Raw genomic sequence first — 12,546 nt, forward strand, 5'->3', positions numbered from 1 at the left:
CAATATGCAGGGCGCCTATCGAATAATTTTTGAAGGAGGGTCTGCCAATGTGTGTCGCACAGTTGGCCAATAATCAGACAAGTATAAGTCGGTATATGCTCGTAGGATTTAAAAATTTAGATGTCAATCAATTAAAATTTAAGTTCTATAGTTCGCATCTATTTATTATAATTTCTACGCGAGGTGGTTGTCTGTAAGGCGCTGTTTTGCCCAGGGACTGAAATCGGCGCTGCGCTTAAGCGTTGGCCGTCAGGGAGGTACGATGTCGGATGGCCTGAGCCGCGACGAGAAAATGAGTTGGTGGTCGTTCACCTGCCGAAGACGACCGACTTGTCGATCATCACCAATTCGAGCAAGTTGGTCCCACACGCAACTGGATGCACTTTTGGTGTATTCCCATGTAGTTCTGTCTAAATCCTGTCACACCGTGAGCGCAAGCAGCGCGTCACCGGTATTTTCACTCGTAGAACCCTTCGGGAGCTATCTGCTTGGTTGAGCGTAAGGTCAAAAAGGATGAAATGCGACGGATAGCTTCTCGGCCATAGTTTCAATTTTATCTATATCCGCCAATAGATCTTGCCTCACTTCGATCATCACCGCCGGGACACCCCGATCATCGCCGTGCACTGGGACTGCATAATCCTCGAGCCGATTGGTCCGATAGGGGACATTGGCACAGACATTCAGTCCACTATCACGAAGACTCTTGACCAGGCTAAGGCCTAGCTCTTCCGCGGCAGAGAATAGCACGCCCGCCTCCCATTCGCGTCTCTCGCCGTGAAAGACGGGCGTGAAGCTATGTATGCTGATCAGGTTCGTGTTGAGGCCATAGCCTTGCCGGACGTCGAGATGCTCTGAAATACGTTGATGGTAGGGCTTGAAAATCAGATTTTCGCGGCGGTCAATTTCGTCGGCGGAGAGGCCGATATTGCCGGGAATATCGGTGATTTCGGAGCGCAAGGCTATACTGTCGGGTGTACGTAGCGGGCGGTTCAGGTCGATCAGCAGGCGCGAATAGGTGCCCAGGAAGCTGGTGGCGTCCCACCGCTTTGAAAGGGTACGTGTGAGGGCCGCCGCGCCGATGTCCCAAGCGATATGCCGGTGGAGGTCCGATAAGGCTACGCCCAAACCCCCGTATTCGTCCGGTATATGATTTGAGGCGTGCTCGCAAAGAAGCACGATCTCGGATCGTCCCTGTGCGTTTCGCACCTCGACAGGGGCTGGCCAGTCTGTCTCTATTCCGATGTGACCACCTCGTCCGTTATGACTTCGAAGCCGGTCAGGGTTGCCGGACCGAACTGCGTGGAGATGGCGACATCGGTCGCGTCGCGGCCAATGGCCATTAGGATACGGCCGACGCGAGGGGTGTTGTGGCGGGCGTCAGCCGTATACCAATGCCCGCCAAGATAAACCTCGAACCAGCCGCTGAAATCCATGGGGAAGGGCACCGGTTCGACCTTGATGTCGCCGAGATAGCCGGTGCAATACCGGGCCGGGATGTTCAAACAGCGGCAGAGCGTTAGCGCCAAATGCGCGTAATCGCGGCAGACACCGACACGCTCTTCGAATGCATCGTACGCACTGCGCCGCGGATCAGCCAGTTGATAGTCGAAGCGAATATGCCTGTGCACGAGATCCAGCACCGCCTGCACCCGCGGCCAGCCCGCCGGCACCTGACCGAACTGCTTCCAGGCAAAGTCCGATAAGCGGTCGGTCTCGCAGTAGCGGGACCCCAGCAGATAGAGCAGGACGTCGTCAGGCAGGTCGCGGACCTCGTGTTGAGCCGCGTCATAGGGCACGTGGTCGGGGCGGCCGGTATCATAGATGACGAATTCGGTCGAGATGGTCACTGCCCCGGCCGGCGCGGTGATGCGGGTGCAGACATTGCCGAAGCTGTCGAGATAGTCCCACGCCTCTACGTCTGGAGACAAGTGAATCTCTTGTGGCACCAGGAGGTCCGCCCGGCGTGAAGGGTGGATGTTGAGGCACAGCAACATCGGCGTCGGTTGAGGGCAGGTATAGCTGAGAATATATCCGGCGCGGATCTTCATGGGGACCTTGGGGCGGGGCTCGGGGTGAGGGCAGGGATGTCGGCTGGATCGAGCGTCGTAACGTTAACCTGAACATCCAGCCCTAAAGAATCCATGCGGCTACCCGTGTGCGTTCCCCAAAGGGGTATAGCCTGATAGGGTGTGCGCGTGACGCCGACCCGAATAAGGTCGCGATTGCCCACAATGCCATTTGTCGGGTCGAACTCGACCCATCCGGCCCCGGGCAGGAATACCTGCACCCAGGCATGCGTCGCGCCACCGCCCAGGACTTCACCCGTATCGCGATCAGGGACGTAGATATAGCCGGTCACGAAACGCGAGGCGAAACCGAGTGAGCGGACCGCTTCGATCATCAGCAGCGCATAGTCCCGACAGGTGCCGCTCAGACTGCAGAGCGTCATCTCCGGCGTCTGTGTCCCGGGATTGCCGCGCCGTATGTACTTGAAGTCGGCCCGAATGGCGTGCGTCATGCTTTCCAGCAAGGTGGTGGTGTGCGTTGGCCCGTTCGGGTTGATGAAACGTCGCGCCCACGCCTGCGTGACGCCATCGTCATCGGGATATTGTCGGACGAGATAGGGTGTGAGGTCGGGCAGATCCTCCTCATCGTAACTGAACGGCCAGGTGCACGCCGGTCCATCGGTCCGGAAATGTAGTTCGTGCTGAGGGGTGTGGTCGAGAATAATGCGAGTTTCAAAGCGCAGGCGATCGGCCGTCTGATCGAATTCCGCGACGGCTATGCAGTTATTGAAGACGTCATGAACCCAGAACAGATCGCGAGTCGCAGGGAAGATGCTGAGTTCGGACAGAAGCAGGCGCTGATCGTAGCTGTCGCGAGGCCGAAACATCAGGCGGTGCTGTCCAAATCCAACGGGCTGGCGGTAGCTGTAGGTCGTGACGTGGTGCACTTGGAGAAACGCCATCGGGCTCAACTTTCTGCAGCGGTCTCGCCCTTCAGTGGCGCGCGGACCGACGCTTTCGGGTTTCGCGTAAGAAATCACGCCGTTTCTACGGATTTTTTGGCTGAGAAGCGCCGAGGTTTTGAGAGTTTGGCGCTGACAAGGCTGCAGGTGACGAAATGTGAACAGCCCTTGCAAAGTTAATTTTACCATCCATATACCATCCATGTGGATGGAGAGTAATATGGCTAAGAAGCCGACGCTGCCCGATAGCGAGAAGATCACGATCAATCTGGGTCATGTCGATCTCGGACATATCGACCTACTGGTTCAGGAAGGGTTTTTCTCGAATCGGACGGACTTCATTCGCACGGCCATTCGCAGTCACCTGGAGCGCCACCAGGACGCGGTACGCCAGTCCTTGTCGCGCCGGCAACTGGATATCGGCCTGCGGCGATTTACGCGCAAAGACCTGGAAGCCGTGGAGGCGACCGGCGACACGCTCAGCGTTCGGGTACTGGGCCTCGCCATCATTGATCCGGATGTTTCAGCGGAGCTGGCGCGCGCTACCCTTTTGTCCCTTGAGGTGTTGGGCGCTCTGCAGGCGAGCCCCGAGGTCAGGGATGCCCTACGTGATCGCATAATCTAATTTTGCGTTTTTGAGTTTTGGAGTCCGTCAATGAAGTTCCCTATCGCCATCGACATGGTCGAAGCTACCCGCCTCACGCGCCAAGGCAAACTTAAGGCGGCACTCGCTTTGCTGTCGCGAGGCGCTGTCCCTGAGGCACAATCGCCAACGCCGGATGACGGCATCGTCGATATGGTGGCGCCCTCACGCGAAACCGGCGCCGCCTGGACGCCGCCGGCCGACAAGCCCGCAAATCGGGCACCTGAGGCGGGCAGTCCGCTCGAAGGTCTCATGGCACGTTTGCGTGACCACCTACCGGGTGGCGTACCGCCGTTGCAGAAGACAGCCCCCGCTTCACCGCTGCCGGTTGCGCGCGGTGCCTCGTTTGAAACGCATCTCTATACCGATGCTGTAGGCCAGAGGCCTTACAAGCTGTATATTCCGTCTGCTGTGACCGAGGACAATCCTGCCTTGATCGCGATGCTACATGGATGTACCCAATCACCGGACGATTTTGCCGCCGGAACCCAAATGAACGCTCTGGCGGAGGCGTTCGGCTTTCTGGTCGTTTATCCGGGCCAGACGCAAGCGGCGAACGCCTCCAAGTGCTGGAACTGGTTTAATGCTGGTGACCAGCAACGCGACCGCGGAGAGCCCGCCCTTATTGCCGGGCTCACGCGTGACCTCATTCGCATCCATCATATCGACCCCCGCCGCGTTTTCGTGGCCGGTTTGTCTGCCGGAGGCGCCGCCGCCGCGGTTCTGGGCGCGGTCTATCCCGACCTCTATGCCGCTGTCGGTGTACACTCCGGCATTGCCTGCGGCACGGCCCGCGATATGTCATCAGCGTTTTCAACTATGAGCCAGGGCGCCAGAGGACCTGTTCGCTCGAATGCGGTGCCTGTGCGCACGATCGTCTTTCATGGTGACGCGGATAAGACCGTGAATCCTATCAATGGCCATCAGATCCTGGACCAGGTTCGCGGTAGCGATCTTCTGCGCCTGGAAGTCACGCATGGCGTGTCCGCCGACGGCATGCGCTACACACGGACGACTGAAACGGACACGGAGGGGGGGCTCAGGCTGGAGCAGTGGGTGCTGCATGGAGCGGGGCACGCGTGGTCCGGCGGTAGCGCCAACGGCTCCTACACAGATCCGCGGGGCCCGGACGCCAGCGCCGAGATGGTGCGTTTCTTCTTTCAGTCCGATCGCCACCCATAAAGGGATCAGGGCAGAGCGAGGGCGTCGTTAGTGGAGGCGGCCATTGTACCGTAGGTGATCTTCACGGTCATCACGGGTTCACCCGAAGGGCCGCCAATGGCCCCTGTAATGGGCGAGATATTGTCCATCTTTCGACCGACAGCGAGCGCGACGAGGCCATATGATCCCATGCGTCCGTGTGTGGGATCAAAGGCGATCCAGCCGGCATTCGGCAAATAAACTTCGCTCCAGGCATGGGTAGAGGCGTCCGGTTCACTAAACGCGGCTTCCGGGTCGATCAGATAGCCTGACACAAGCCGGGCGGCGAAGCCAAGTGTTCGGGCATATTCGGCGAAAAGCACCGCGAAGTCGCGGCAGGTCCCCATTCCGCGGACAAGGGTCTGGGTCGGTGTCTGTGTGCCTTCCGTATCACGCACCTGATAGATGAAATGCTGCGATATCTGCCTATTCAGGTCTTGTAGCAAGGTGAGGGTATCAAGCGGTGCGTCCGACCTCACACCTTGAAGGCGGGCCTCCAGAATGGGCTTAGATGCCTTGAAGACCGGTTCGATGAACGGTGTCAATTGAAGCGTGTCTTTCCGGTAGTCGAAGGGCCATTCCTGAGCATGCGGCGCAATATCGAAGACGGGCCATGGCTCGGCGTTAAGCACCAGTTCGCTTTGAGCTTTGATCACCAGTCGATCCGCAAGATCCGCGAAAAGAATCCGGGCAACGCGATTGCCGAAAGGGTCTTCAAGCCATCTGATCTCAGCGTCGGGCTCAACCGTCAGATCAAATGAAAAGACATCAAGTCCACTCCCGTCACGTGGCCGCAACCGAATTTCATGGGGGAAAATCTGCACGGGATGCGCGTATGTATAAGATGTTTCATGATAAATGCAAAATTTATTCGAAATCATCTCATTTCTCATAAGTCAATTTACGTATATATTATTATGGATCGCCTGAAATAAGTGATATTTGTTAGATGTTCGGAAGTAATTTTTAAATATTCCACGGAACGCTTTTATTTCGCGGATTTGCCCGAGGCGAATATGAGCGAATTTTTCGAGATCAACCAAAGCGAAGATGATCACGGGTCTTTTATGGGGGTGCAGATAAAGCCTGTTCCCGACTGGCCGTTCAGCGGCTCAGATACGCCAACCGCGCAGGACGCGCTGATCATCGTGGGGGCCACAGATCAGAGGGCATTTGAGGTCGTATGGGGTCGGTGGGGGCTGGTGCCGGCCTGGCAAAACTGCGAGATGAAGGTCTGGACGACGACCAACTCCTGGACCTATCTCAACACCATTGATCATCCGCGCTACGGAAAATGGGGGCAGAAGCATTGCATCATTCCCGTGGCGGGCTTCTCAATCCGTACGTCAGATCGTCGCAAGGTCTTTTCCATACGGCGCAAGGATGGGCAAAGAATGGCGATTGCGGGTGTGTGGGACCATCTGGTCCACGATGGCGCGCCGTTAAAAAGCTTTACCTTGCTCAAACGCCCGGCCGGGCCGGATATTCTGCCGATCCAGGACTGGGAGCCTGTTTTCTTGCCGGAAGATCAGTGGTGGTCATGGCTCGTTCACCAAGGCGCGGCCAATATCGACCCGGTAGGCATCGCCAATACGCTCAATGTCGTTCAGGTGTGCATCAAAAGCGAAAATTGGCGGGGCGGCATGATGCCCCGGCATGGTCTGTAGATGCTAATACTGGTTTAGGCTGCCGCCTGAAAGCCGATTATGATTGTCTACCGGATCTCCTCTAATATCGATCTGTAAAGTCTCAGATAATCTTGCGCCATGCGCTCAACGGAAAAGTTGCGTGAGACCGCCGCAGAGACGGCTTCTCGGTTGAGCGTATCGATCAGGCCAACGGCGGCATGGCACCTTCCACATCATCGACCAGAAACCCGGTCATGGCGTGTGTGATGATTTCTGGCATAGCCCCTCTGCCGACGGCGATAACCGGCGTCCCGCAGGCCATCGCCTCGACGACCGACAAACCGAAGGGCTCGTCGAAGTTTATCAGGTGGAGCAAAGCGTAGGTGTTGCTCAAGGCTTCCCGGCGCACCACCCCTCCCACTGCGCCATGATAAACCACCCTGTTGCCGTCAATCCGCGGAAGCACTTCACGCTCGTAATAGGCATGATCCTGAACCGGACCGTAGATGTGCAACCTGCGCGCTGTGCGCTGTGCGACCTCGATGGCCTCGCGCGTGCCCTTGTCCGGATGGATGCGTCCAAAATAGAGCAAATCTTCCCCGCCGGCAGGGTTGCAGGGAAAATCGTCTGTCGCGATGCCGTGGTGGATGGTCGCGGTGTAGCGCAATTGCGGATGACGGTCGGCCTCGCTGATCGCCACATAGTGGATGCGGTTCTCAAAAGGCTTGTACATTGGGAGGATGCGGTCCGAGGATAGCCCGTGGATCGTCGTCACCATCGGCGTATCCACCAGACCCGAAAAAGCGTGAGCTGGAAAATCCGCCTGGTTGTGAATCAGGTCAAATTGACCGGCCTGTGCAAACACGTGAGCAAGTTGGCGATATTCCCACACCTTGGCATCGATCGATGCATCCTCGCAATAGGGGGCGGGAACGACACCGTCGAGTGTGGCTGAGGTGAGACTATCCTGGGTGGCAAACAGGGTCACATCGACACCCAACTCGACCAGCCCTTCAGTCAGGAGGCTGGTGACCGCCTCCCAAGGGCCGTAATGGCGAGGCGGGGTGCGCCAGGCGATAGGCGCGATCATGGCAATGCGCATGCTCAGGTCTTTTGAAGACGAAGAATTACGCCTTCATTTGCGGCAAGACCTGTGCGCTCGGAACGCTCTGGTAATGTTGAGATGAGCGTTTCTGAAATCAGGCTTTCGTCTGGAATAATCAAGCTGCGGGCCTCCGCAGTGAAGTTGAGGACGACCATCAGGCGTTCGTCGTTCGTATATCGCTCGTACTGCAGTACGCCGGGTTCGGAAGGTATCAGGGTGAAATGACCGCTGTTCAACGCCGCATGACGTCGGCGCAGGGCGAGGAGGCGACGGTATAGGGCCAGCATGGAATGCGGGTTCTGATCCTGTCTGATGACATTGCGGAGTGGCCAGTCCTCATGAAAGGGAAGCCATGGCTCGGCAGTGCTGAAGCCCGCGTGGGCTGACCTATCCCATGCCATCGGGGTGCGCGAGGCGTCGCGGCCCACACCAAGACCGGGTTGGCGCAAATCCTGCGGATCGCGGATACGATCAGCGGGAATGGTGACGCGACCGATGCCAAGTTCGTCGCCCTGATAGAGGGTGGGGGTGCCGCGCAGTGTCAGCAGCAACATGGCCGCGACCCGCGCTTGCGCTTCGCCGATACGGCCGGCGATACGCGGCGCGTCGTGGCTGCCCATAACCCAGTTGGGCCAAGCGCCTGGCGGCAGATCTCCGAAGATATCGGCGATATTGCAATAGTCGGCGACGTCAGATCCGAAATCCACCATAGGCGACGGGAAGATCGGGGATAGCCAGATCGCGTCGACGCCAAGCGCAGCAATGTAGTCCAAGCGGCGGCGAATGCCTTCGAGATCGCCTATGCCGTCGTCATTGCTGTCCTGAAACGAGCGGGGGTATATCTGGTAGACGACCCCGCTTTCCCACCAGGGACGCGGCTCGGAACGCTTAGCGTTCATGAGAATGTCCAAGGAACGATTTGTGATGGATATGTCATTGCCGACATGCCCTTGGCGTCCGTGTGCGTGTCGGTTCATTCTGTATCAGCCGACATAATAAGTAGTGGCCGGTAAGAAAGTGCAGGTGGACGCATAGGTGTTTGTTAAGGGCTTATGTGACGATGGGGCGATAGGGGGATGGGCCTCTGGGCAATCTAATGCTTTCCATCTCGCCTCTCTGCGTCTGATGGGCGAAGGCGACAATCGCCTCGTTGTAAATTTCGAACTCTTCGAGAAAGCCCATGTGGTTCGCTGCCTCGACCAATAACAAATGTCCTGAAGGCGCTGACGTCGCGATGGTCTCGCTTGCTATTGCCTTGGTAACCAGGTCCCCCTTGCTGCCGATCACCAGAACGGGACCGGTGACCGTGCGAAGGGCTTCACTTGCATCCCAGGCAAACATGGCCAGATTGCCACGCGCCTGAGCGCCCGGCGAATTGCGGGTGCTCAGAAGGGCCGTATGTTTGAGCTGGCTGCGAGTGACGCGCGGCCCAAAGCCGATCCGGTTGGCAAGATGGGTGGCGCCGTTAAAGTAACTCTGCCAGCCGTTGACCCAGGCAAAAGGCATCAGGCATCGCGTCAGCCACATCATCGGCTCGATCAATGGCTTTTGCAGCGTAAGCGCCGATCGGGAAAAAAGCATGGTTCGCAAGGGGTTCGTATAGGTCGTATTGATAAGTACGGTGCCGGCAACGCGAGCTTCAAAAAAAGCCGGAAAGTCACGCGCCAAGGTTTGCACGACCATGCCGCCGATGCTGTGGCCGACAAGAATGACTTTCTCCTCGGCCGTCTGCTCGATGACCTGTTTCAGACTGATGGCGAACGCGGCGAGGGTGATGCCGCCCGAGCCGGTTTTGGATCGCCCCATGCCCGGCAGATCCCAAGCGATAACCCTGAAGGTGTCGGAAAAATCGTCCTTGGCATAGCCCCAGATTGTACTATCCATGCCCCAGCCATGCGTTAGTATGAGGGGGGGGGCCTGCAGATGGCCGTGGGTTTCCATATATAGTGAGGCGCCGTTCGTATCGCTGATCTGATGCCCGTCCTCTCCGCGAGCGGTGTTTAAAATCCGGCGATCCGGATGTGCGAGGATAGGGTGGAGAATAAAGCCGCCGAACACAGACCAAGCCATGAGAAAGGCCACAACCCACAGGCGCCAGTCTTCTCGTATCCTTACAAGATCACCGTCCGCGCTGCGGAACAGTTCGCCCTGATACCAGGACCAGCCGAAATAGAGGAGGGCGGCCAGCAAGATCCACGACAGAAGCGAGGTAAAAAGGCGGGCAATAAGGATAAGGGGCATGAAAATCCTGGCTAACGACGAGGGCGCGAGCGCACTTAGTCAAAGGCGAAATGAGGGGGTTGCCTTTTGCGCTCCTGTAGGATTGAAGCCCGCCGGGCGCGCATGTATGACAAAAGAATCTATAAATTTTATTTCAGTATTTGTTGTCTGAGTGAATCTTATATTACTGAAAAGATAAAGTTTATATGTGTTTCATGTTTAAATTCTTGTTTGCATATATGTATTTGGCGCCCGTTCGGATGGCTCAGCTTTGCGCGACTATAAGTATAAGACGGATTGCGCCGCGACATTTGTTCGCGAGATTGTCAAACTCGGTGACATTCGCGCGACCACGAGCGGGTTGTCCTTAGTGGCGAAATGGGAAGATCTCTGGCTTACCGCGGCGAGACCAATTTGCAAAATGAGAATATCCCGGTGGGCTTTGAAATCCTTCACAGGGAAGTATGTGGGAAGTTGTTCGTGATGGACAGTTAATCGGGGGATATGTGCATCATACAAGTGCACGCTAGGCCGCTTTGGCGGCGGTGCAAACTCTCTTCGAGGGCGGCCGGTCGGCAGAAATATGGCCGCCCTTTAGGGTGAGGACTCACTACATCCACCAGATAACGACGGCGGCGAGTGCGACGGCGCTCATGAAGTTTTTGATGTTTCGGTCGAAGCGTGTGGCGAGGCGGCGCCAGTCCTTGAGACGGCAGAACATGCGCTCAGTGACGTTGCGCTGTTTGTAGATGGCCTTGTCGTATTCGTATTGGATTTTGCGGTTCTTGCGCGGCGGAATGATGGGGCTGGGTACCGCGCGCGTCGAGCCATTCGCGCAGGGCCTGGCTGTCATAACCTTTGTCGGCGACAAGTTCGGCAGAGGGCGGCAGGGCCTCGATGCACAGCTTGGCCACCTTGCAATCGTGGACGTTGCCGGGTGTCAGGAGCAGGACGTGAGGGCGACCTTTCGCGTCGCAGAGGGCGTGGAGCTTGGTGTTGCGTCCGCCCTTCGTGCGGCCTATACCATGAGCCAAGGCCCCCCTTTTCCCCCTCCCGCGCAGCGGTGGACCTTGATGCAACTGCTGTCGATGAACAGCCGATCCGGCGCATCCTCGGCACCTGCGAGCGCGCTGAAAATGCCCTCCCATATGCCACGCTCGGACCAGCGGACGAAGCGATTGTAGAGCGTCTTCTTCGGCCCATAGATATCCGCGCAATCCGCCCAACGACCACCACAACGCAGGGCATGTACGATGCCGCTCAGAGCCCGGCGGTCATCAACACGCGGATTGCCCCGCACATCGGTCGGCAACAAAGGCTCGATCCGCTCCCATTGCGCATCGGAAAACCAAAAGAAATCAGCCACCTCACAACCTCCCGGACGAGGCAGTGAATCACAACATCCCACTCACGAAAACCCGTTATTGGGTCCGGACCCTAAAAGGCTCACGGAAAACGACCATTAGGGGAATGCTTAAAGCAATGACCGAGCTAGGCTGTCTACGGCTTAAAAGGTATTGAATTGCGTTGTTCGCGTTTTAGGAGAAATCGTGTTAGAAGGAAATTGCCTGTGTATTTGCGTTTGGGCCGCGCCAGTTTGCGGAGGCGTACATGGGACTGGCAGAATTTATTCGCGCTAATCGAGATGCGATTATAAGCGAGTGGGAGACTTTTGCCTGTTCTCTTAGTCCCGCCGTCGGAATGAGTAGTCTCCAGCTTAAGGATCATGTCGGCCAAATCCTGCTGTTCATCGCAAGGGATATTGAAGAACCACAGACGGCCAGCGAACAGAAGGATAAATCCCATGGTCTGAAAAATGGTATGGGTGGGGATACGGCTGCCGAAGCGCATGGCCGCCTGCGCCATGCCGATGGCTACGATATTGTGGAAATGATATCCGAATATCGGGCGCTTCGAGCCAGCATCATCCGGCTATGGACCCGTGAAGAGCGAATGCTCACAGGCGCAGATGCTATAGCGCTCACCCGGTTTAATGAAGCCATTGATCAGGCGCTAACCGAGTCGGTGGCTAGGTTCTCACGACAGGTCGATCACTCAAAAGATCTGATACTTGGCGTACTGGGGCATGATATTCGTAGTCCTTTGGCGACGATCTATATGTCTGCTGAGATTCTGAAGCGGACGGCTGTCCTCGATGAGAGGCAGTCGGTTTTGCTTAAGCAGATTGAATCCAGTACGGTCCGGGTACGCAGCATCGTCACGGATCTGCTCGACCTTGCCCGGGCCAAACTCGGTGCGGGCATTCCGCTCTTTGCGGTGCCTATGTCGCTAACGAACATGTGCCGCGACATTGTTTCGGAGATACGTGTTCAACACCCGTCCCGAACGTTCGTTCTTGAGCTGGCGCCGAATGTGTCAGGCGACTGGGATGAGATCCGGCTGGGGCAGGTGTTGTCCAACCTTCTCGCAAACGCCGTGCAGTACGGAACTGAGGGAACGCCTATCACCATCAGCCTGATCGAGAGGGTGGGGGACATATTATTATCCGTCCACAACGAAGGGCCGCCCATTCCTCGTGCGCAGTTGAGCCGTATTTTCCAGTCCTTCACCCGAGGGAGCGAGAGGGGCAATGCCGAAGGAGATGGTCAAAATCTCGGATTGGGACTGTTCATTTCCAGGGAAATCATAAACGCGCATGGCGGGACGATTAACGTTCACTCCGACGCGGCGTCCGGCATTACCTTCAATCTTTGTATTCCGGCATCTGGCGCGGTAGAAGCGCTCATTACTCAAGCGGGTGACTGAGCCAATCAAGCGT

Annotated in this window: 11 protein-coding genes and 1 pseudogene; 4 read left to right on the forward strand and 8 right to left on the reverse strand. The window is 57.0% G+C overall.

All coding sequences use genetic code 11. The features are described from left to right. Nucleotides 1-504: 504 nt before the first annotated feature. From LH365_RS15355 to LH365_RS15365, 3 genes are all read right to left on the reverse strand, one after another. The gene (locus LH365_RS15355) at nucleotides 505-1,128 is read right to left on the reverse strand and encodes an N-formylglutamate amidohydrolase (protein ID WP_255606773.1); all 624 of its coding nucleotides are present in this window, start codon (nucleotides 1,126-1,128) and stop codon (nucleotides 505-507) included. Between the two features lie 107 nt (nucleotides 1,129-1,235). Further along, a complete protein-coding gene (locus LH365_RS15360; RefSeq protein WP_226746226.1) occupies nucleotides 1,236-1,931 on the reverse strand; it encodes a transglutaminase family protein in 696 nt (231 codons plus the stop codon). 116 nt (nucleotides 1,932-2,047) lie between these two features. Beyond that, complete coding sequence (locus LH365_RS15365; RefSeq protein WP_226746227.1) at nucleotides 2,048-3,160, reverse strand: transglutaminase family protein; 1,113 nt, start codon at nucleotides 3,158-3,160, stop codon at nucleotides 2,048-2,050. 31 nt (nucleotides 3,161-3,191) lie between these two features. Between LH365_RS15365 and LH365_RS15370 the strand changes: the two genes are divergently transcribed. Together LH365_RS15370 and LH365_RS15375 are read left to right on the forward strand one after the other, a co-directional pair. Next, nucleotides 3,192-3,596, forward strand: a complete 405-nt coding sequence (locus tag LH365_RS15370) for a CopG family transcriptional regulator (protein WP_226746228.1) — start codon at nucleotides 3,192-3,194, stop codon at nucleotides 3,594-3,596. Between the two features lie 30 nt (nucleotides 3,597-3,626). After that, nucleotides 3,627-4,796: a PHB depolymerase family esterase gene (locus LH365_RS15375; protein WP_226746229.1), complete on the forward strand. Its 1,170-nt coding sequence runs from the start codon at nucleotides 3,627-3,629 to the stop codon at nucleotides 4,794-4,796. Between the two features lie 5 nt (nucleotides 4,797-4,801). On the opposite strand, the gene LH365_RS15380 is transcribed toward LH365_RS15375, so the two are convergent. Further along, nucleotides 4,802-5,695 carry a transglutaminase family protein gene (locus tag LH365_RS15380; RefSeq protein ID WP_226746230.1) on the reverse strand — a complete coding sequence of 298 codons (894 nt, stop codon included), beginning with the start codon at nucleotides 5,693-5,695 and terminating at the stop codon, nucleotides 4,802-4,804. A gap of 135 nt (nucleotides 5,696-5,830) precedes the next feature. Here LH365_RS15380 and LH365_RS15385 point away from each other — a divergent pair, with 135 nt between their 5' ends. Further along, nucleotides 5,831-6,481 (forward strand): SOS response-associated peptidase family protein, encoded by a 651-nt coding sequence (locus LH365_RS15385; RefSeq protein WP_226746231.1) that lies wholly within the window; start codon nucleotides 5,831-5,833, stop codon nucleotides 6,479-6,481. 163 nt (nucleotides 6,482-6,644) lie between these two features. On the opposite strand, the gene LH365_RS15390 is transcribed toward LH365_RS15385, so the two are convergent. The 4 genes and pseudogenes from LH365_RS15390 to LH365_RS15405 form a co-directional block, all read right to left on the reverse strand. Then, nucleotides 6,645-7,544 carry a glycosyltransferase family 4 protein gene (locus LH365_RS15390; RefSeq protein WP_226746232.1) on the reverse strand — a complete coding sequence of 300 codons (900 nt, stop codon included), beginning with the start codon at nucleotides 7,542-7,544 and terminating at the stop codon, nucleotides 6,645-6,647. Between the two features lie 2 nt (nucleotides 7,545-7,546). Continuing rightward, nucleotides 7,547-8,446 (reverse strand): alpha-amylase family glycosyl hydrolase, encoded by a 900-nt coding sequence (locus tag LH365_RS15395; protein WP_226746233.1) that lies wholly within the window; start codon nucleotides 8,444-8,446, stop codon nucleotides 7,547-7,549. Nucleotides 8,447-8,597: 151 nt separating this feature from the next. Beyond that, the gene (locus tag LH365_RS15400) at nucleotides 8,598-9,788 is read right to left on the reverse strand and encodes an alpha/beta fold hydrolase (RefSeq protein WP_226746234.1); all 1,191 of its coding nucleotides are present in this window, start codon (nucleotides 9,786-9,788) and stop codon (nucleotides 8,598-8,600) included. A 589-nt stretch (nucleotides 9,789-10,377) separates the two neighbouring features. After that, nucleotides 10,378-11,133 (reverse strand): annotated as a pseudogene (locus LH365_RS15405) (IS5 family transposase). A gap of 245 nt (nucleotides 11,134-11,378) precedes the next feature. Between LH365_RS15405 and LH365_RS15410 the strand changes: the two are divergent. Continuing rightward, complete coding sequence (locus tag LH365_RS15410) at nucleotides 11,379-12,533, forward strand: sensor histidine kinase KdpD (protein WP_226746235.1); 1,155 nt, start codon at nucleotides 11,379-11,381, stop codon at nucleotides 12,531-12,533. Nucleotides 12,534-12,546: the final 13 nt, after the last annotated feature.

The sequence above is a fragment of the Asticcacaulis sp. AND118 genome (genome assembly GCF_020535245.1).
Classification (GTDB): domain Bacteria; phylum Pseudomonadota; class Alphaproteobacteria; order Caulobacterales; family Caulobacteraceae; genus Asticcacaulis.